Below are 20,040 nucleotides of genomic sequence, written 5' to 3'. Positions count from 1 at the left end.
GTCCTTCCTATATTATGCCTTTTTCTCTTTTTTCTTTTTCTCTTTTTCTAACGCCTTGCCGCCTGTGCAATAGGGCAGCAGGAAGCACTCCTGACATTTCGGTCTGCGTGCAATGCAGATTTTCCTGCCATGTGCAATCATCTGGGTATTGATATCAATCCATTTATCCTTCGGAACAAGCTGCATCAGGTCAAATTCAATCTTGACGGGATCTTCGTTTTTTGTCAGCCCAAGCAGGTTGGAAACGCGCTTAACATGTGTATCCACCACCACACTGGGGATATGATACCAGTTTCCGCGCACAACATTTGCCGTTTTTCTGCCGACACCCGCAAGGGCAGTCAGCTGCTCGATATCCGAGGGAACCTCTCCATTATAGTCCTGCAAAAGCTTCTGACAGCAGGCAATGATATTCTTCGCCTTATTATGATAAAAGCCTGTCGAGTGAATATCCTGCTCCAGCTCTGCAAGATCTGCCTGTGCAAAGTCCTTGACAGAGGTATATTTCTTGAATAAATCCTTTGTTACAAGATTCACTCTGGCATCGGTGCATTGTGCGGAAAGCATGGTTGCAATCAGAAGCTGCCATGCGTTTTCGTGGTCAAGATAGCATTTTGTCGGACCGTAATGCTCGTGCAAAAGCTCTAAAATAATTGTTACCTTTTCTTTTTTTGTCATGCGTCCTTCTCCTTCCCGAAATAAGAATATTTCCCGAAATTTCCCGAGAAATATTTCCCTTCCTCTCTGTTTATCTGCAAAAGCGGTCGGCTTTTTTCTCTCTTTTCCTATCCTATCAAACCATCCCACTTTTTGCAACGCTGTCGGTGCAGGAAAATTTTCTTTTCCCCTGTCTGTGTCTTCCCTGCATTGACAAACCCATTTGGGTATACTATCATAAGAACGAAGGGAGGGACAGGAATGGAACAGAATATTCTGAAAAATGCAGCTTTGAAATCCACAAAAAAGCGGCAAGTACTATTGCTTTTATTGCAAAAGCAGGCACGCCCCATGACGGCAGAGGAACTACACGCCTTAGCCGAGCCGATTCTTCCCATGAATGTTTCCACCGTTTACCGCACGCTGAACACGCTGACAGAAAAGAAAATTCTCATCCGCTCTGTCCGGCAGGATGGGAAGGCATATTATTCCTTAGCAAAAAAGGATCATTCGCACCGTCTGGTCTGCGACCTCTGCGGCAAGGTAATTCCTGTGGATACCTGCCCACTCAGTGAATTAGAGGAAACCCTGCAACAGAAAACGGGATTTCGGATTACGGGACATTCTCTGGAATTTACGGGACTCTGCCCCGAATGCAGTAAAAAGGATACTGACGAAAAATAAAAAAGCCCTTGCAAGAAGTCATCCGACCTCTTGGAAAGGCTTATTTTTTATTCTGCCCAGCGTCCCAGCTTACGGAAGCGCTGATATCTTTCTTCGGAAAGCTCTTTTCCTGTTTTTTTCGACCATCCCTTTAAATCCAGGATGAGTTTTTCCTTCATTTCCTCGCACATTCTTCCGAAATGCACAAAGTCCTCAGGAATAATTTCTTCTGCTACGCCGAATTCCTTCATATCCTCCGCCGTAATATGCAGACATTCTGCCGCATCGGGCGCAAGCTTGGCATCCTCCCAGAGGATACTTGCACAGCCCTCAGGGGAAATAACGGAAAAGACCGCATTTTCAAGCATATACAGCTTATTCGCAACGGAAAGCCCCAAGGCACCGCCGCTGCCGCCTTCCCCAATGACAATCGTAATAATCGGCGTTTCCAGTCCCATCATCTGCATAAGGTTATCGGCAATCGCCTGTCCCTGTCCGCGTTCCTCTGCCTCCTCGCCGCAGAATGCACCGGAGGTATCCACAAAGCAGATAACAGGTCTGTGGAATTTTTCCGCCTGTCTCATCAAGCGCAGTGCCTTGCGATAGCCTTCGGGCATGGGGCAGCCGAAATTGCAGCGGATTCTTTCTTCCAGATTGCGTCCGCGTTCAATGCCGATAAAGGTTGCGGGGATATCCCCCAGCATACCGATGCCGCCGATAATTGCCGCATCATCGGCATATTTTCTGTCCCCATGCAGCTCCGTCCGCTCCTGAAACAGCTTTTCGATATAGGAACGCGCCGTCGGGCGGGTCTGACTTCTCGCCGTCTGTAATTTTTCATAGGCATTCATCCGCGTCATTCCTTTCTACCATGCTGCCGCAGCAGCTTTTCCAAAGTTCCTCTCAGTTCTGTTCTCGGCACAATGGCATCCACAAAGCCATGCTCCAGCAGAAATTCTGCCTTCTGGAAATCCTCCGGCAGCTTTTTCTTTGTGGTCTGCTCAATGACCCTTCTGCCTGCAAAGCCAATGGTTGCGTTTGGCTCGGAAAGGATAATATCCCCAAGCATGGCAAAGCTTGCCGTCACGCCGCCGGTTGTGGGGTCTGTCAGAACGGTGATATACAGACCGCCCTTTTTGCTGTGCTGCTCTACTGCGCCGCTTGTTTTTGCCATCTGCATCAGGGAAAGAATCCCCTCCTGCATACGCGCGCCACCGCTTGCCGTAAAACCGACCACAGGCAGCTCATGCTCTGCGGCATATTCAAACAGGCGAGCGATTTTTTCGCCGACAACAGAGCCCATACTGCCCATCATAAAGCCGGGCTCCATCACGAACACCGCACAGCGCTGATGGCGAATCTTGGCTATCCCACAGACAACGCCCTCCTCCTCGCCGCTGACGGCTCTGCCGCGATCCATTTTATCCTGATACCCGGGAAATTCCAACGGGTCAATCGTTTCGATATTGGAAAATAATTCGTGGAAGCTGTCCTTATCGCAAAGCGCCTTAATTCTGGTTCTTGCGCCAATGCGGAAATGATGTCCGCAATGGGGGCAGGTCACCTTCTGCTTCGCAATCGCACGTCTGGTTTCATAGGACTTGCAGATAGGGCAACGCACCTTTTCTTCTGTTGTATTTTTCAGTGTGATACCGCCTTTTTCCAAAGCATTTTTGGATTTGCGGAAGTAACCCATAATGTTACTCATTTATATCACCCCTTTTTCAAAATTTTGTCCAGAATGAGGGTATCATAATTCCCCTTCTGGAAGATTTTGCTGCGAATCAGCTGCAGCTGTTCTTCAATATTGGTTTCTACCCCAACGATTACCATTTCGCAAAGAGATGCCTCCATTCTGCGGATGGCTTCCTCTCTGGTGTTTGCGTGGACAATCAGCTTGCCAAGCATGGAATCATAGAAGGGAACCACAACGGTATCCTGCATGAGTGCGGTATCGAAATGCACTCTGCCGCCGCCGGGAATATGCAGAAACTCCACTCTGCCTGTAGAGCGTGCATTGATACGACATTCGATGGCGTGTCCCTGCAGGCGGATATCCTCCTGCTTCATATTCAGGGGCACCTGACAGGCAATACGAATCTGCCATTTCACAATATCCACGCCGCTGATTTCCTCCGTAATGGGATGCTCCACCTGCAAACGGGTATTCATCTCGATGAAATAAAACTGCCCATCGGGGGCAAGCAGAAATTCTACTGTGCCTGCATTGGTATAATTTGCCGCCTTTGCCGCCAGAACTGCCGCATCCATCATTTTTCTGCGGATGTCCTCTGTCATAACGGGGCTGGGCGTTTCCTCCAGCACCTTCTGCTTATTCAGCTGGAGAGAGCAGTCTCTTTCGCCCAGACAGAGGATATTCCCCTGTTGGTCTGCCAGAATCTGCATTTCCACATGGCGCACATGGGTAAGGTATTTCTCTAAGAAAACATCCCCATTGCCGAAGGCACTCTCCGCCTCACGCGATGCCGTATGGAAGGCATCCGCAAGGTCTTCCTCTCTCGCCACCACGCGGATACCCTTGCCGCCGCCGCCTGCCGTTGCCTTTACCAGAAGCGGATAGCCGATTTCCTTGGCATATTTCTTTGCTTCCTCTACATCTTTAAGAACCTCCGTTCCGGGAACAACGGGCACGCCGACCTGCTGCATCAGCTGACGGGAGGTATCCTTATCGCCCATGGCAGAGATAACCTCGCTTTTCGGGCCGATAAAGACAATGCCGTTTTCTTCGCAAAGCTTGGCAAAGCCTGCATTTTCGGAAAGAAAGCCATAGCCGGGGTGAATTGCCTCGGCATTGGTTGCCAGCGCTGCGCTGATGATATTTTTCTGATTTAAGTAGCTCTCTGCCGCCGCATTGCCGCCAATGCAGATACGCTCATCCGCAAGGGCAACGGGCAGGGAATTTCTGTCCGCCTCGGAATAGACAGCCACCGTCTCGATGCCCATTTCCTTGCAGGCACGGATGATGCGGACTGCCACTTCGCCTCTATTGGCAACGAGAATTTTAGAAAACATTTCCTGTCACTCCTTGATAAGTGCAAAGGAAAACTCTGCACTGACACACAACTTACCGTCTACATAGCCCTTGCCCTCTGCCCAGTAGAAGGGACCCTTATGCTTGAGCAGGGTACATTCTGTTTCAAATACATCCCCAGGGTGTACGGGGTTTTTAAAACGCACCTTATCCAGTCCCGTAAAGAAGGGGGTAATGCCCTCTGCCTCACCGGAAAGCAGGACACACGCACTCTGCCCCAGAATTTCGCAGAGAATGACACCGGGGACAACCGGATTACCGGGGAAATGCCCCTGCAGGAAAAATTCATCCCCTCGGATGGTTTTTTTGCCGTAAGCCTTGCCCTCTCTCAGCTCTGCTTCATCAATCAGAAGCATGTGATCTCTATGGGGCAGGATTTTTTTGATTTCTTCCTGATTCATCAGTTTTCCTCCTTTTCGGGCAAGATGCGAACCAAGGGCTGACCGAATTCCACAATCTGCCCATTATCCACGCAGACTGCCGCAATCGTGCCTTCCAGTTCTGCTTCGATATTATTGAACATCTTCATGGATTCGACAATGCAGAGCACATCGCCCTTTTTCACCTTATCGCCCACCTGCACAAAGGGCTCTGCCCCTGCCTGTGGCGCAAGATAAACCGTACCCACCAGCGGGGATTTCTGCTCCACGCCTGCGAGTGCTTCTGCTTTTTCCACAGAAGGCACTTCTGCAACAGGCACTTCCGCTATGTTTTCCACAGAAACCACAGGCATTTCCACTACCGCCTGTCTGCCGCCTGCTTCCAGAACGATACGGGTATCCCCCTCTGTCAGGTCTAATTTTGTCAGCTGATTCTGGCGCAGAATCTTCGCCAGATCATTGATTTTATTCGTATCCATATTCATCAGCCCCTCATCTTTCTGAATGCAACACAGGCATTATGACCGCCAAAGCCCAGAGAAGTGGACATTGCCGCTTCTACGGTTGTCTTGACCGCTGTGTTGGGGGTGTAGTCCAAATCACACGCAGGGTCAGCCTCCTTCAGGTTGATGGTAGGAGGGATAACATCCTCCTGCACTGCCAGAATTGCCGCGATTGCCTCTACTGCACCTGCTGCGCCGAGCATGTGTCCTGTCATGGATTTTGTGGAGCTGATGTGAACCTTTTTCGCATCTGCTTCGCCAAAGGCATTTTTGATAGCTCTGGTTTCTGTTTTATCATTCAGGGCTGTGCCTGTGCCATGTGCATTGATATAAATTTCTTCGGGCTTTACGCCTTCCAGACCTGCCATTGCATTTACGATTGCCTTGCCGCTTGCGATTGCTTCCTCCGCAGGAGCGGTTACATGGTGTGCATCACAGGTGGAGCCATAGCCTACGATTTCCGCATAAATTTTTGCGCCGCGCGCCTTTGCGTGTTCATATTCTTCCAGAATTACCGCACCTGCGCCCTCGCCCATAACGAAGCCTGCACGGCGTTTATCGAAGGGCAGGGATGCCGCATTGGGGTCTTCCGATGCATTCAGTGCCATGCAGCTGCCGAAGCCTGCCACTGCCAACGGAACGATTGCCGCTTCACTGCCGCCGCAGATTGCCGCTGTGGTATAGCCATGCAGAACGGCTCTGTAGCCTTCACCGATAGCAGTTGTACCTGTTGCACAGGCGGTAGAAACCGCAACACAGGCATTCTGCGCCTGATAGTGAATGGCAATATTGCCTGCCGCAATGTTATTGATAATCTTGGGGATGAACAGAGGAGAAACACGGCGAGGTCCTTTTTCCCTCAGCACATCATAGCTTTCGCAAAGCGTTTCAAAGCCGCCGATGCCGCTACCGAAATAAACCGCCAAATCCTCTTTTTCAATATTGCCTTCCAGCTGACTGTCTGTCATCGCCTCACCGGCTGCCACCATAGCAAACTGCACGAAACGATCCAGCTTCTTTGCTGTCAGCTTATCCATATATTTTGTCGGATCAAACTCCTTCACCTCTGCCGCCAGCTTATATTTGCTTTCGCTGACATCAAATCTGGTGATGGGTGCGATACCGTTTTTTCCGTTTTTAATTGCTTCCCAGAATTCCGGCACGTTATTGCCCACAGGGGTCACTGCGCCGATGCCTGTTACTACTACTCGTCTCATTTCATCAATCCTTTCCTGCGAAATCCGACTGCTTTTTCGGTTCCTTCGCGCCGATTCAGCATGCCAGACCGCCATCAATACGGATGACCTCGCCTGTAATGTAATCAGAATGTTCCGACGCTAAGAACAATGCCAGCTTCGCCACTTCCTCCGCTTCGCCGAAGCGCTTCATGGGAATGGCATCCTTCAATGTATCGTTTTCCAATGCCTGTGTCATTTCCGTTGCGATAAAGCCGGGAGCGATTGCATTGCAGCATACCCCTCTGGAAGCCAGTTCCTTGGCAACGGATTTTGTCAGCCCGATTACCCCTGCCTTGGATGCGGAATAATTTGCCTGCCCAGGGTTGCCTGTCAGACCGGAAACGGAGCTGATATTGATAATCTTGCCGCCCTTCTGCTTGAGGAAAAGAGGATATACCCCTTTTGTCATATAAAATGCGCCCTTGAGGTTTGTATCAATGACTGCGTCAAAATCTGCCGCCTTCATCATGGGCACCAGCTTATCCTTCGTAATGCCTGCGTTATTCACCAGAATCTGAATGCCGCCGAAATCCTTCACGATTTCCTTTACAACTGCCGCAACGGCATCTGCATCCGCAACGTTGCACTGATATGCCTTTGCCTTTACGCCCAGTCCTTCCAATTCCTTTACGGTTTCCTCCGCCTTCGCGGTATTGCCCGCATATAAAAACGCAATATCTGCGCCATTTTCTGCAAATTTCAGGCAGATTGCCTTACCAATCCCTCTGGAGCCGCCGGTTACGACTGCTGTTTTTCCTTTCAGCATCCCATTTCCTCCTTCACCTTTTCGATTTCCTCCATATTGGAAACGCTGTATACCCTTGCTTCGGGCAGGATGCGCTTGATGAGCTTTTTCAGCGTATCGCCGATGCCTACCTCAATGAAGGTATCGAAGCCATCTGCCGCCATGCGTTCCATGCTTTCCTGCCAACGCAGACTGTGGTTAATCTGATTTTCCATCAATTCCAGTACGTTTTCCGTATAGGGCTCTGTGGTAAAGTTGGAATAAACGGTCAGCGCGGGCTTTCTCAGCTCAAATTCTCTTGCATCCTCGGAAAATTCCCTGCTTGCTCCATCCATGAAAGGAGAATGGAACCCCCCGCCGACTGCTACGGGCAGACCTCTGCCGCCTGCTTCACGCACCGCCTGCTTAAAGGCATCCATTTCCTCAATCGCCCCTGCCACAACAAGCTGACCGGGCGCATTATAGTTTACGGGATACACCTGCTTGAACTGCTTGCAGATTTCCTCAATTTTTGCGTTGTCCAGCTTCATGACCGCAAGCATGGACGCAGGATGCTCTGCCGCAGCCTTTGCCATAGCTCTGCCGCGGATGCAAGCCAGACGGAAACCATCCAGATGGCTATACGCACCGGCAAACGCCAATGCAGGCAGTTCACCCAGAGAAAAGCCTGCCACGCCATCCACAGGGATACCTGCTTCGGAAAGCGCAATCGCCGCCGCAAGATCTGTCAGATACAGACAGGGCTGTGTATTCTGGGTTTCCTTCAGCTCCTCCGCGGTGCCGGAAAAGCACTGCGCCAGTGTACCGCTTCTGAGGGTTTCTGCTCTGTCGAACAAATCCTTTACGGTTTCGTTGTTATCATAAAAGCTTTTGCCCATGCCTGCCTTCTGTGCGCCCTGACCGGAAAAAACAAATGCTATTTTACCCATTTTGCCGCTCCTTTCAGTAACGCCTCTGCTTCTGCTGCAATTTCCTGCACAATTTCTGCCGCAGGCTGTTCCTTTTTCACCATGCCGGCAATCTGCCCTGCCATAAAGCAGCCTTCCTTGGTATCGCCCTCCACTGCTGCCTTGCGCAGTGCGCCAACGCCCAGCTTATCTACCATTTCGGCGGTTGTTTCGGGGGCATATTCCACCTGCAGGAAATGACGGGCAAACTGGTTTTTCATCACACGGCAGGTGCTGCCGCCGAAGCGTCTGCCTGTCGCTGTTGTGGAAACATCCGTTGCCTTTTTCACCATATCCTTATAATTCTGATGCACACCACATTCCTCTGCAAGCAGGAAACGAGTGCCCATCTGCACGCCAACTGCGCCCAGCATAAATGCCGCTGCCATCCCTCTGCCGTCGCCGATGCCGCCTGCCGCCAGTACAGGGATATCCACCGCATCTGCCACCTGGGGAACCAAGGGCATGGTGGAAAGCTCGCCGATATGACCGCCGGATTCGCCACCTTCGGCAATGACAGCATCTGCACCTGCTCTCGCCATCATCTTTGCCGCTGCGACAGAAGCCGCTACAGGAATCACCTTGATGCCTGCTTCCTTCCACATGGGAACATATTGATTGGGAATGCCTGCACCTGTGGTGACTACTGCCACCTTTTCCTCCGCAACGATTTTTGCAACTTCCTGCACATGGGGACTCATCAGCATGATATTCACGCCGAAGGGTTTATCTGTCAGGCTTCTTGCAATGCGAATCTGTTCTCTCAGATAATCGCCGCCTGCGTTCATTGCAGAGATAATCCCAAGGCCGCCGCCATTGGAAACCGCTGCCGCCAGCTTGCCGTCAGCAATCCATGCCATACCGCCCTGAAAAATAGGATATTTGATGCCCAGCATCTCACAAATCGGTGAAACGATCATATCGTCGTCCTCCTTTTCCTTTGTTTTTATCTTACGCCTGTTTTTCTTCGATCAGCTTAACCAGATCGCCAACAGTGTTTACTTTGTTTTCGCCCATTTCGATTTCTGTGCCCAGCTCTTCTTCCAGATTCATCAGAAGCTCCATAACATCCAGAGAGTCGATGCCCAGTGTGCTGAATTCTGTGTCCATTTTGATTTCTGCTGCGTCACATTCCAGTTTTTCTGCCAACATTGCTGCGATTTTTTCGAATACCATAATTTTTCTCCTTTTCTTTTACCTTTTTTTTCTTGTTTTCTTTTCTTTTTTACCATCTTACTAAACAACAGGCGCTTGCCAGACCGCCGCCAAAGGCGGGCAGTAATAATAAATCTCCTCTATGCAGCTTCCCTGCCCGGTTCAGTTCGTCCAAGGCAATGGGAATGCTGGCGGAAGAAGTATTGCCGTATTTATGAATATTTAAATAAAATTTTTCCTTGGGCACCTTCAGCTTTGTGCTTGCGAAATCAATGATGCGCTGATTTGCCTGATGCGGCACAATATACGCGATATCATCAAAGGTCAGCCCATTGCGCTCCAGAATTCCCTTGCAGTCTCTGCAAATGGCGGTTACCGCAAATTTAAAGGTTTCCTGCCCTGCCATGTGAATATAGGGCTTCTTTTCCTGTCCTCTTTCATAGAAGGGAGACATCCCCACAGGCTGTGGAATATCAATGACATCATCGCCGCCCTTTACATCAAAAACAGCATCCAGATAATTTTCACCTGCTTCCAGAACCACCGCACCTGCGCCGTCACCGAAGATAACCGCAGTGCCTCTGTCATTCCAATCCAGCAGGCGGCTCAGACGTTCTGCCCCGATAACGAGCACCTTCTTCACCTTGCCTCTGGCAAAGAACCCTGCCGCCGTTTCCAGAAGAAAATCAAACGCAGAGCATGCCGCATTGATATCCATGGTCATGCAGGAAAGCCCCAGCAGATTCTGAATCATGCAGGAAACAGAAGGGGAAATGCTCTCCCCGCTGACGCTTGCCGCCAAAATCAGGTCGATTTCCTCCGCCGCTACGCCACTGTTTTCCAAAGCAGCCCTTGCAGCCTTGGCACCCATATCCGCCGCCGTTTCATTTGTGCTGATATGGCGTTCCTTTACGCCGACCCTCTGGGTAATCCATTCGTCATTGGTCTCTAAAAACTGTGACAGGTCATCATTCGTAACAACCTTGGGTGGGACATACATGCCCGTCCCTAACACACGAAAGCTCATTTTTCCACTCCTTCTCCCCTTTCTCAGGGAATATGAGAAACTATTTCATTTACCGAAATCCGTTCCATTTTTTCGTTACTTTAACTTAGTACCCTAAATTACGAAAAAAGTTACACAAATTTCGCAAATTTTTTTGTGCAAAAAAGAGAGCCGACGAAAACCCTCGGATTTTCGGCATTTTCTGTCTTAAATTTTTTTCATCTTTTTTGTTCCCTTGCATACCAAAACACCAGTGCAACAATTGTCGTGCTCAGATAGGAAAGGAAGCCGCCCCAAAGCACAAGCCGTCTTTTGCGGACTTTTCTTGCCAGCATGGCATAATTTTCCTCCACATCCCAATTCGGGACTTCTGTGGGAACTTTGTCTACAGGGTGATATTTTTTATAATAGGTGCGGCACTGTGGGCACTCACGCAGATGCTTTTTCACCAGCCTTTTGCTGACCCTGCTTGCAACCCCGTCATAATACAGAGGTGCCAGATCCATCACCAGTTCACATTTCCAATTCATCCTTCAACACCTCCATCAGCATTTTCTTCGCTCTGAAATAAATCACCTTTGCAGAATTTTCGCTAATCCTGAGTATCTGTGCAACCTGCGAAAACGGCAGCTCCGCATAAACACGCAGCACCACCACATCGCGGTATTTCTTCGGGATATCCTCAACCACCTTGCGCACCGCTTTTTCAATATCCTTCTGGCTGACATGCTCCTCCGGGCTGACATCCCCCTTCAGATAACTCTGCGCCACCAAATCCAAATTCGCCGCATCCAGATGCAGCCGCTTCTTTTTCAGATATTTGAAATAGGTATGCTTGCCAATTGCCGCAAGCCAAGTAAAAACCTCACACTCTCCCCGAAATTTATAGAGTGATTTATATGCCTGCAAAAAGGTTTCCTGCGTCAAATCCTCCGCTAAATCTCCATCGGCACACATGCGGTTGAGAAACGCATATACCTTCTGGTAATAGTCCCGATATAAGCTTTCAAAGGTTTTCATCCGATCACCTTCCTTATTATATTCGGATTTTTCAAATCAAGATTTCCGTCTCAAATTCTCTGCCCCCTGCATATTTTTCCAGTAAGTCCTTTGCTTCGGAGAGAAGCGCAGGCAAATCCTCTGCCCCATCAAAGGCATAATATACCAGAAGCAAATCCTCTGTTGCATCCGTAATCATGGTTCTGTCATTATCACTGGTGGGATTGCCGAAGGGTCCTTCCTCGTCAAACAAAACCGGCAGAAACTCAATATTCAGCACATCCTTGCCGATGCCGCGGTATGCCGTGCCTTCGGGCGCACGCATCCAGAGGATGTCGCCCTTTGTTTTCGCAAGATCATACGTCCCCATAGAATACCCCGATTTGATGGAAAGATAATTATTGATATCCACCACGTTATTGATGTAATACAACCCTCGTTCCTTTGCAATTCTTCTGCACATTGCCTCTGCGGAGGAACGATAGCGGTTGGGCTCCTTCCCCAATGCCTTATACGCCTTTCTGGTTGTCTGAATTTTATCTCTCTTATTTGCCTGCGAAAGCTCCACCTCGGAAAGCTCCGCAATTTTCCCATTCAGCAGTGCCAGAAATTCTTCCGGATCGGGCGCAACCGCAACCTTTGCCTGCAAAAGCCCCAAAGCAGCATCAGGGCAGCGTTCCTTTAAGGTTTCATCTATTTTTACTGCTACCAAAATAAGCACTTCCTTCCAATTTTATCTTGCTTCCTTTAGCATACTGGAAAATCGGAGAATGTCAAGTTTTCCTGCGGGGAATGGTTGAAAATTATGTGAAAATGCGGTATCATAAATCTTAGTAAATTTTTTATGAATAAAAAGGAGAGAGAAAAATGGACCAGCGTACTTTAGTTGTTTCCTGCGTAGAATATTACAGTGATCTGAAAAATATCCCCAGTAATAAGGTATTTATTTCCTTTCAGCAGTCCGGCTTCATTGACCTGATTCTGGACAGCCACAAAACCTTCCCCGAAATGGATATTGATTTCTTTGTCGGCATGATTGACGGGCTGACCTATCTGGAAAGCGATGCCGGAGAGCAGGAGAAGGAATATACCCATCACGAAAACCGTGCCGCTGTCGGCGCAGAGGTGGTTGCACTGCTGCAGAAAAAGCACAAAATGAATGACCTTGAGGCATGTGAAATGTATTATAATTCCCAGACCGCAGGACTTGTCAGCGAGGATAAGACAGGCTGGTATCAGAAGCCTGCACAGGAAATCTTTGAACAGATTGAAGCAGAATAAAAAATGAACGGAGTCGAAAAAATCGGCTCCGTTTTTTATTTTCCCTTATGTAATTTTTATGCGTGCAGGGTTTGGAAGGCAAAATATCCCAGAACCAGTACCCCCAGAATGATGCGGTACACACCGAATACCGCAAAGCTGTGCTTGCGTACATATTCCATCAGACCCTTGATGACAAGCAGGCTGACCACGAAGGAAACCACGCAGCCGACCGCCAGAATCGCCCACTCCGCGCCTGTTGCGGAAACGCCGGAAAGCAGGAATTTCACAAGCTTCAGTACGCTTGCGCCAAGCATCGTGGGGATGGCAAGGAAGAAGGAGAACTCTGCCCCTGCCGCTCTGCCTACACCAAGGATGATTGCACCCAGAATGGTGGAACCGGAACGGGAGGTGCCGGGAATCAGGCTCAGGCACTGGAAGCAGCCGATGAGCATGGCAGTTTTCAAATCAATATCGTACACTGAATTTGCGTAGGCTCTGCGGTGGCTGTTTTCTCGCTCCACAAACAAAAACGCAATCCCGTAAACAATCAAAGTGATGGCAACCACAACATAATTGTAAAAATGTGCATCCATCCAGTCATCCAACGGCAGCCCGATCACCGCGGAAGGAATCACCGCAAGCACCACCTTGAACCACAGCCGCCATGTGTTCCGCCTCTGCGGCGCGCTCTTGCTTGGCGAGAAGGGATTCAGCTTGTGGAAGAACAGCAGGATAACCGCCAGAATTGCGCCAAGCTGAATGACAACCTCAAACAGCTTATAAAATTCATCCGAAACCTGCAGCTTCACAAATTCATTCAGCAGAATCATGTGTCCCGTAGAGGAAATGGGCAGCCATTCCGTAATGCCCTCCACAATGCCAAAGAATATGACCTTTAAAATTTCTGTTACCATTTTATCAGAAACTCCTTTCCTGTTTGTACGCTTTATTCCATCGTTACATTATAATCGAATTGCCTGCCGGAAACAACTTATTTAAGAGAAAATTAAAAAAGACTGCTTCATTGAAATTTTATTCCAACAAAGCAGTCTCCTATCGGTGCGACGGGATTTGAACCCACGACCTCAGCGACCCGAACGCTGCGCCCTACCAAGCTGGGCCACGCACCGACAGATGTATAACATAGCTATTTTCTTACATTTTTGCGAAAAAGTCAAGAGGAAGTTTTGTCTTTTCGTGTAAAAAAGAAAAGGGCAGAAAATTTTCCACCCTTTTCGCCGTTTTTATTCCTCTGTTGCTTCTTCCGTTTCCTTGATTGCAATGCCCAGCTCGTCCAGCTGTTTTTCGTCTACCACGCCGGGTGCATCTGTCATCGGGCAGGATGCGTCCTTTACCTTAGGGAAGGCAATCACGTCACGAATACTGGGTGCATTGCTCATCAGCATGATGATTCTGTCCAGACCGAACGCCAAGCCGCCATGAGGGGGTACGCCGTATTTGAAGGCATCCAAAAGGAAGCCGAAGCGTTCCTGCGCATCCTCGTCGCTGAAGCCAAGCAGCTCGAACATCTTCTTCTGGATATCTCTGCGGTGGATTCTGATGGAGCCGCCACCCAGCTCATAGCCGTTCAGAACGATATCGTATGCCTTTGCACGCACAGCGCCGGGATTGGTGTCAATCAGCTCCAAGTCCTCATCCATGGGTGCAGTAAACGGATGATGCACCGCTACATATCTGTTTTCCTCTTCATCCCATTCCAGCATAGGGAATTCTGTAATCCACAGGAATGCGAAATCATCGGGCTTTGTCAGCTCCAGCATTTTGCTCAGCTCTACACGCAGTGCGCCAAGGGAGTCGAATACGACCTTATCCTTATCCGCACAAATGAGAATCAGGTCTCCGGGCTGCCCATCCATCGCATCTACGATTTCCTGCATTTTTTCGGGTGTGAAGAATTTTGCAATCTGGGATTTGATTGTGCCGTCTGCGTTTACCACAATCCAAGCCAGACCCTTTGCCTTATATGTTTTTACAAACTCAACCAGAGAGTCGATTTTCTTTCTGGGGAAGGAGCCACAGCCCTTCGCATTGATGGCACGCACGCTGCCGCCGTTTTCCAAAGCAGATTTGAATACCACAAAATCGGTACCTGCCACAACATCGGAAATATTTTTCAGCTCCATGCCGAAGCGTACATCGGGCTTATCGGAACCAAAGCGCTCCATTGCCTCTGCATAGGTCATTCTGGGCAGGGGCAGCTTGATATCTACGTTCATCAAATCCTTGAATACCTTCTGCATCATTCTTTCGTTGATATCCGTGATATCTTCGATTTCCACGAAGGACAGCTCCATGTCCACCTGTGTAAATTCGGGCTGTCTGTCCGCACGCAAATCCTCGTCACGGAAGCATTTCGCAACCTGATAATATCTGTCCATACCGGAAACCATCAGAAGCTGCTTATACAGCTGTGGGGACTGAGGCAGACCATAGAAATTGCCGGGGTGTACGCGGGAAGGTACGAGATAGTCTCTTGCGCCTTCGGGTGTGGATTTGCCCAGAACAGGAGTTTCAATCTCCAGAAAGCCCTCTTTATCCAGGAAGTTTCTCATCACCTGTACAACCTTATGACGCAGCACCAGATTTTTCAGCTGAGAAGGTCTTCTCAGATCCAGATAACGATATTTCAGACGCAAATCATCCTTTACAGTGATGTTGTCCTCAATCTGGAAGGGGGTTGTTTCGGATTCGGAAAGGATACGCAGCTCCTTGGCGATAATCTCGATTTTCCCTGTTTTCATGTTGGGGTTGATGTTGCCATCTTCTCTTGCGGCAACCAGACCCTTCACTGCCAGTACATATTCACTGCGAACCGTTTCCGCCTTTGCGAACAAATCCTTTTCTGCTGTGTTGCCATCGATTGCAATCTGCACCAGACCCGTTTTGTCTCTTAATGCAATGAAAATCAGCTGACCCAGGTCGCGGCGACGCTGTACCCAGCCCATTACCGTCACTTCCTGCCCAATCATGCTTTCGTTTACATCGCAGCACATGCAGCTTCTTTTTAAACCTGTTAAAGCTTCACCCATGTCACTATCTCCTTACTCTTTTATCTATTTCTGTTTTCTACTGTCATAGTAGTCCATCCTTAATATCATAAACACTTTTCTTGAAAAAGTAAAGTTTCCAAGCGGAAAAAGCTGTTTTTTCACCGAAAAAATCTCCGCTTGTCACTTTTTGGGAAAAGCGGTATAATGAAAAAATATGAAAAATAAATTTTACAGAAATTGCATTTCTGAACGATAAGGAGTTGTTACCATGAACCAGAATAAAATCATCACCATCAGCCGCCAATATGGCAGCGGCGGTCGCATTGTCGGCAAAAAACTGGCGGAAGCCCTTGGGATTCCCTTTTATGATAACGAACTGATTACCATGGCAGCGGAAAAAACCGGACTTTCCGTGGAATGCTTCAAGGATGCAGAAAAAACCTCTGTCGGCAATCTGTTTTTCTCTCTGACCTCTCTGACCCCCAGCATTGATTCTGTCGGTCTGCCGCTGAATGAAAAAATCTTTCTGGTGCAGTCTCAGGTCATCAAAGAGGTGGCAGAGGAGGGCCCCTGCGTGATTGTTGGGCGTTCCGCAAACTATGTGCTGTCCGAAAACCCCAACTGCATCAATATTTTCCTGCAGGCGGATTTGCCCGACCGCGTGGAGCGTGCCATCCATACCTATCACCACGACCCTCAGGGCGCAGAATCCATGGTGATTAAGACCGATAAGCGCCGTGCGAATTATTACAACTACTTCACAGGCGGCAAATGGGGAAAGGCAGAAAATTATGACCTCATCCTCAACACCTCCAGAATGGATCTGGATAAAATCGTGGAGGTTATTAAAACCTACGTTTCTCTGCGATAAAAGCGATAAAAAAAGCACACACAAACGCTGTACATGCTTTACAATTCTAAATATTATGATATAATAAAACTAAGTAGGAAACCGCCACGAATCAGCACTTTGCTTTGCAAAGCCGCCTACAGCGGCAGGGTTCATCTCCCCTGTACATTGGTGGTTGACCTCATCGGTTTAGGCTACCCTAAGAATCCGGCAAGATACTTATGAGGGTAGCTTTTTTATTGCTCTTATTTCTTATGTAGATAAGAGAGCAAGGCAACCAGAAATAAACCAAATGTCAACATGATCATCATGGATTCATATACTGTCATACGCCTCACCTCCTCCTTAGTTAAAGGAGGTCAGCCACCCATCACGGTTTCCATGTATCCATCATAGCATGTTTTCCTTTTTTCGACAATACAATAAAAAGGCATCCACAATTTCTGTACATGCTTTACAATTCTAAATATTATGATATAATGAAACTAAGTAGGAAACCGCCACGTTGTGGTCAACCTCAGGGGTAAGACTACCTGTCTAAACCGTCCAAAGTTCTATGACAGGTAGCCTTTTTATTTTCTCTTGTCTATATAAGAGAGGAGTGCTATCAAAAATAAGCCAAATGTAAGTACGGTCATCCACACTTCATAAGTATTCATAGCACCACCTCCAATCCTTAGTTAAAATCGGAGGTCAGCCACCCATCACGGTTTCCATGTATCCATCATAGCATGTTTTCCTTTTTTCGACAATATACTTTCCTTGCAACAAAAAAGTCCCTTATGGGACTTTTTTCTTTTACACAGGATATTCCTGCAAAAGCGCATACGTCTGTGCTTTCCAACCTCTGAAAGATGTGAACATTTCCTCGGATAGCTGTTGCAGAGCCAATTCTGTTTCTGACAAGGAACTGCTTATATACCCGACAGCATTGATATAATCATCCTTTCCGTCCATTTCAACTGCCTGCAAAGAATTGCTTAGCATATAAACCAGACCGCTCAGGGCAGACAAGCGGTAAATCCATCTTTCCTGTTCAAATAACTGCCTTTTCATTTCATCCATAGCCATAAAAACACTTCCTTTCCGCCATCTGCCCTATGATAGCACATTTCTTCTTCAGAAAAGGGACTGTTTTCAGTCCACTACGGATTTTTTCAGAGAGAAAATCGAGTCCCACTCTCTTTATAACACCTTTTCCACCTTCGTCCCCGGAAAATAGCATGCGATAATTTCCGCCGCCGTTTTCCCCTGCTCCGCAAGATATTTCGCGCCATACTGGCTCAGTCCAACGCCATGCCCGTTTCCGCCGCCGTAAAGTGCCACGCCCGTCAGCGTTCCCTTCGTATTTCTCATTTCCTTGACCGCAAAAAAACCGCTTGGCAGCAGTACCGCTCCCGTTATGCTCTCTCCATCCTTCCGCTGTAAATAAATCGGCTCACCAAGGGTTCTTTTTGTTGGCGAAAGCGCCTTACGGATAGCATTTTCCGTTTTCACCGTTGCCATCCCCTTTTCAAAGTCCAGCTGCAATTCCATTGCGAGTCCACCCTGTCCTCTGCGTGTCACCGCAGTGCCTGTCAGCCTGCCCAAATCATTTTGATTCCCTTCTATCCTGCAATTCGCGCTTTCCGCCAGAGTTTTCTGCAAAATTTCTGTCAGCTGTCCACAGCTGAAATACACCTTCCAGCGATACCACGGTGAATTCATATCATATCCCTGTTTCTTCCAATCCTGCCAGAAGGCAAGCCATTCCTCCTCTGTCTGCGGCGGCGCGAAATCCCCGTAGGTCTGCGCCTGTAAATAGGATTTTTCCCTGCCGGAAAAGCTGCCGTCCTTCGACCAAACCTCCTGACTGCCTGCCCCGAAGCCACAGGAGGTGGAATAAAAATAGGTCTGCGCCACCGCACCTGTTTTCGTTACGGCGCACATCCCCTCGGTCGCTTTCACTGCCTGTGCCGCCGTTTCATTTTCAGCATAGCCCAGATACACCTGACTGGCGGTGGTATCGGTTACATGCGCGCCATACGCACAATAGGTATTCGCATAAAACTGATTATAGGCATAGCTGCGTGCCGTAATTGCCTGCGCCTCCAACGCCGTCTGTCCGAAGGAGGTCGGCATTTCATGCGGCACAACGCCGAGCAGATACCGTTCCAAGGGCAGTTCATTGATAACAGCAAGGCTGTCTGCGCCGCGCCGTTCCAATTCAATCGTGCCTTCATATTGATACGCTGTTCCGTCTGCAAATGCCACACGAATCGGTGTTTCTGCCGTTGCCGTCACAATGCCATGCGAAAACCAAGACAAATCGGCTGTCAGAACCGCCTTTCCTTCGGGTAAAAAATGCTTCTCATTTGTTCCATTGGAAAGCGTAAAGCCATTCTCCGCGGAAAGGGTTACGGTTTTCTGCTCCGCCCCCTTCAGAAGGACACGCATCCGCTCCAGAACCGCAGGAGTACGAATCACCGCCGCACAGATTTCCCCGTCCTTTTCAAAAAATTCGCCGCAATCCGTGCCGCAAATCAAATCGGTAAAATCCGCCTTTGCGATTTCTTCTCCTGCCGCATCATAAACCCTTGCCGCTTCCGCCCAAGGCAGCTCGCCCCGCTCCGCCAGATACAGCGTTTCTCCGTCCACACGCTTCACGGTGCAGCCTCCGACAGATTCCGCTGCCGTCACCTCTGCGACCTTACCGTTTTCCAGTTTTACATCATAAATTCCCTCATCAAGCGCCTTTCCATAGGCAAGCATCGCCGCGCCCTCCCCCGTTTCCAGAAAAAGCGCACCTTTTTCCTGCCTGCAATAGATATTTTTCACCACAGGCGAAGCGGCTTCTACCGTCAGCAGCGCAAGGATTTCCCCATCCTTTTCCAGAAAGGTAATGCGGCTTGCGGCATAGGGCGTTAAATCTATGCCTGCCGCAGTAAATCTGCCCGTATCGCAAAGCCCATCCGCATCCAGAACCACCGCATTTTCCGTTTGAATCCCATAGGAATAAAGGCTGTCCTCTCCGCGCCTTGCCTTAAGCGCCGTTTCCAAAAGCTGTACCCAAAGCTCATAGGAAACCGCCATGTTTTTATTCTCCGCCGTCAGCACAATGCGGCTGTTATAATCGGGCGCAAGCCTGTCCATCAATGCCTGTGCCTCCCAAAGCGTTAAATCCGCCTGCGGACGAAAGGTGCCTTCCTCACTGCCCGCGAAAAAGCCCTGCTCCACACAGCCTTGAATATAAGGATACGCCCAGTCCTCCGCTGAAAGGTCGGAAAAATTCAGCTTCGTTTCCATTTCATCCAATTCCTGATTCGTATAAAACGCTAAGGCAATCGTTTTCGCCGCCATTTCCCGACTGACGGAGCTCTCTGCACCAATCTGCCCCACCTTTGCGCGCTCTGCCGGTCGCTCCGTACCGCATGCGGAAAGGGAAAGCAGCAGCAGACCGCCCAGTAATATGTATTTTTTCATTGTACCAACTCCTTATCGGTACAAGTATATACATCTGTAGCAAAAAAAGAACCGCCTTCCGGCGGTTCAGTTCTCTGCTGATGCTCTATTTCTGTTTTAATATAATATA

Annotated in this window: 24 protein-coding genes and 1 tRNA gene; 3 read left to right on the top strand and 22 right to left on the bottom strand. The window is 48.9% G+C overall.

Annotation, left to right across the window (positions count from 1 at the left end):
* Positions 1-12 precede the first annotated feature (12 nt).
* Positions 13-678, bottom strand: a complete 666-nt coding sequence (gene nth / locus GPK49_RS03715) for an endonuclease III (protein WP_016407423.1) — start codon at positions 676-678, stop codon at positions 13-15.
* Between the two features lie 240 nt (positions 679-918).
* Between nth and GPK49_RS03710 the strand changes: the two genes are divergently transcribed.
* Positions 919-1,341 (top strand): Fur family transcriptional regulator, encoded by a 423-nt coding sequence (locus GPK49_RS03710; protein ID WP_016407424.1) that lies wholly within the window; start codon positions 919-921, stop codon positions 1,339-1,341.
* 47 nt (positions 1,342-1,388) lie between these two features.
* Here the strand turns inward: GPK49_RS03710 and accA are convergent, their stop codons facing one another.
* From accA to GPK49_RS03640, 14 genes are all read right to left on the bottom strand, one after another.
* Positions 1,389-2,180 (bottom strand): acetyl-CoA carboxylase carboxyl transferase subunit alpha, encoded by a 792-nt coding sequence (accA, locus tag GPK49_RS03705; protein WP_118582177.1) that lies wholly within the window; start codon positions 2,178-2,180, stop codon positions 1,389-1,391.
* Complete coding sequence (accD, locus tag GPK49_RS03700; protein WP_016407426.1) at positions 2,177-3,028, bottom strand: acetyl-CoA carboxylase, carboxyltransferase subunit beta; 852 nt, start codon at positions 3,026-3,028, stop codon at positions 2,177-2,179. The genes accA and accD overlap by 4 nt, the downstream gene beginning before the upstream one ends.
* Before the next feature lie 5 nt (positions 3,029-3,033).
* Positions 3,034-4,353 carry an acetyl-CoA carboxylase biotin carboxylase subunit gene (locus GPK49_RS03695; RefSeq protein ID WP_016407427.1) on the bottom strand — a complete coding sequence of 440 codons (1,320 nt, stop codon included), beginning with the start codon at positions 4,351-4,353 and terminating at the stop codon, positions 3,034-3,036.
* A gap of 6 nt (positions 4,354-4,359) precedes the next feature.
* Positions 4,360-4,773: a 3-hydroxyacyl-ACP dehydratase FabZ family protein gene (locus GPK49_RS03690; RefSeq protein WP_016407428.1), complete on the bottom strand. Its 414-nt coding sequence runs from the start codon at positions 4,771-4,773 to the stop codon at positions 4,360-4,362.
* Entirely contained in the window at positions 4,773-5,231 is a 459-nt protein-coding gene (gene accB / locus GPK49_RS03685) for an acetyl-CoA carboxylase biotin carboxyl carrier protein (protein ID WP_215676781.1), read from the bottom strand. The genes GPK49_RS03690 and accB overlap by 1 nt, the downstream gene beginning before the upstream one ends.
* Before the next feature lie 5 nt (positions 5,232-5,236).
* Positions 5,237-6,472 (bottom strand): beta-ketoacyl-ACP synthase II, encoded by a 1,236-nt coding sequence (gene fabF / locus GPK49_RS03680; protein WP_016407430.1) that lies wholly within the window; start codon positions 6,470-6,472, stop codon positions 5,237-5,239.
* Between the two features lie 55 nt (positions 6,473-6,527).
* Positions 6,528-7,259, bottom strand: coding sequence for a 3-oxoacyl-[acyl-carrier-protein] reductase (fabG, locus tag GPK49_RS03675; protein ID WP_016407431.1), 732 nt, complete (start codon positions 7,257-7,259; stop codon positions 6,528-6,530).
* Complete coding sequence (locus GPK49_RS03670; protein ID WP_215676780.1) at positions 7,253-8,167, bottom strand: ACP S-malonyltransferase; 915 nt, start codon at positions 8,165-8,167, stop codon at positions 7,253-7,255. Before GPK49_RS03670 ends, fabG begins: the two co-directional genes overlap by 7 nt.
* Entirely contained in the window at positions 8,155-9,105 is a 951-nt protein-coding gene (locus tag GPK49_RS03665) for a nitronate monooxygenase (protein ID WP_016407433.1), read from the bottom strand. Before GPK49_RS03665 ends, GPK49_RS03670 begins: the two co-directional genes overlap by 13 nt.
* A 31-nt stretch (positions 9,106-9,136) precedes the next feature.
* Positions 9,137-9,361 carry an acyl carrier protein gene (locus tag GPK49_RS03660; RefSeq protein ID WP_016407434.1) on the bottom strand — a complete coding sequence of 75 codons (225 nt, stop codon included), beginning with the start codon at positions 9,359-9,361 and terminating at the stop codon, positions 9,137-9,139.
* A 49-nt stretch (positions 9,362-9,410) separates the two neighbouring features.
* Positions 9,411-10,367, bottom strand: a complete 957-nt coding sequence (locus tag GPK49_RS03655) for a beta-ketoacyl-ACP synthase III (RefSeq protein ID WP_215676779.1) — start codon at positions 10,365-10,367, stop codon at positions 9,411-9,413.
* A 197-nt stretch (positions 10,368-10,564) separates the two neighbouring features.
* Positions 10,565-10,876, bottom strand: coding sequence for a zf-HC2 domain-containing protein (locus GPK49_RS03650; RefSeq protein WP_215676778.1), 312 nt, complete (start codon positions 10,874-10,876; stop codon positions 10,565-10,567).
* Entirely contained in the window at positions 10,860-11,366 is a 507-nt protein-coding gene (locus tag GPK49_RS03645) for an RNA polymerase sigma factor (protein ID WP_215676777.1), read from the bottom strand. The genes GPK49_RS03650 and GPK49_RS03645 overlap by 17 nt, the downstream gene beginning before the upstream one ends.
* Positions 11,367-11,397: 31 nt before the next feature.
* On the bottom strand, positions 11,398-12,057 hold the full coding sequence (locus tag GPK49_RS03640) for a B3/B4 domain-containing protein (protein ID WP_016407438.1): 660 nt from the start codon (positions 12,055-12,057) through the stop codon (positions 11,398-11,400).
* 155 nt (positions 12,058-12,212) lie between these two features.
* Between GPK49_RS03640 and GPK49_RS03635 the strand changes: the two genes are divergently transcribed.
* Entirely contained in the window at positions 12,213-12,626 is a 414-nt protein-coding gene (locus tag GPK49_RS03635; RefSeq protein WP_016407439.1) for a hypothetical protein, read from the top strand.
* Between the two features lie 56 nt (positions 12,627-12,682).
* On the opposite strand, the gene GPK49_RS03630 is transcribed toward GPK49_RS03635, so the two are convergent.
* The 3 genes from GPK49_RS03630 to aspS form a co-directional block, all read right to left on the bottom strand.
* Complete coding sequence (locus GPK49_RS03630; protein ID WP_215676776.1) at positions 12,683-13,522, bottom strand: undecaprenyl-diphosphate phosphatase; 840 nt, start codon at positions 13,520-13,522, stop codon at positions 12,683-12,685.
* Between the two features lie 142 nt (positions 13,523-13,664).
* A tRNA-Pro gene (locus tag GPK49_RS03625) sits at positions 13,665-13,738 on the bottom strand.
* Between the two features lie 114 nt (positions 13,739-13,852).
* Positions 13,853-15,658 carry an aspartate--tRNA ligase gene (gene aspS, locus GPK49_RS03620; protein WP_215676775.1) on the bottom strand — a complete coding sequence of 602 codons (1,806 nt, stop codon included), beginning with the start codon at positions 15,656-15,658 and terminating at the stop codon, positions 13,853-13,855.
* A 229-nt stretch (positions 15,659-15,887) separates the two neighbouring features.
* Here aspS and GPK49_RS03615 point away from each other — a divergent pair, with 229 nt between their 5' ends.
* Positions 15,888-16,490: a cytidylate kinase-like family protein gene (locus GPK49_RS03615; protein ID WP_215676774.1), complete on the top strand. Its 603-nt coding sequence runs from the start codon at positions 15,888-15,890 to the stop codon at positions 16,488-16,490.
* 224 nt (positions 16,491-16,714) lie between these two features.
* Here the strand turns inward: GPK49_RS03615 and GPK49_RS13140 are convergent, their stop codons facing one another.
* The 4 genes from GPK49_RS13140 to GPK49_RS03605 all read right to left on the bottom strand — a co-directional run bounded on the left by GPK49_RS13140 (position 16,715) and on the right by GPK49_RS03605 (position 19,931).
* On the bottom strand, positions 16,715-16,798 hold the full coding sequence (locus tag GPK49_RS13140) for a putative holin-like toxin (protein WP_423780772.1): 84 nt from the start codon (positions 16,796-16,798) through the stop codon (positions 16,715-16,717).
* Positions 16,799-17,041: 243 nt separating this feature from the next.
* The gene (locus tag GPK49_RS13135; protein WP_408608201.1) at positions 17,042-17,128 is read right to left on the bottom strand and encodes a putative holin-like toxin; all 87 of its coding nucleotides are present in this window, start codon (positions 17,126-17,128) and stop codon (positions 17,042-17,044) included.
* A gap of 139 nt (positions 17,129-17,267) precedes the next feature.
* Positions 17,268-17,540 (bottom strand): hypothetical protein, encoded by a 273-nt coding sequence (locus tag GPK49_RS03610; RefSeq protein WP_016407443.1) that lies wholly within the window; start codon positions 17,538-17,540, stop codon positions 17,268-17,270.
* Positions 17,541-17,654: 114 nt separating this feature from the next.
* Positions 17,655-19,931 (bottom strand): SpoIID/LytB domain-containing protein, encoded by a 2,277-nt coding sequence (locus tag GPK49_RS03605; RefSeq protein ID WP_215676773.1) that lies wholly within the window; start codon positions 19,929-19,931, stop codon positions 17,655-17,657.
* Between the last annotated feature and the right edge of the window lie 109 nt (positions 19,932-20,040).

It is taken from the genome of Clostridium sp. MCC345 (assembly GCF_018785345.1).
GTDB lineage: Bacteria > Bacillota > Clostridia > Lachnospirales > Anaerotignaceae > Anaerotignum_A > Anaerotignum_A faecicola.
This window is presented reverse-complemented; position numbering and strand designations above follow the sequence as displayed.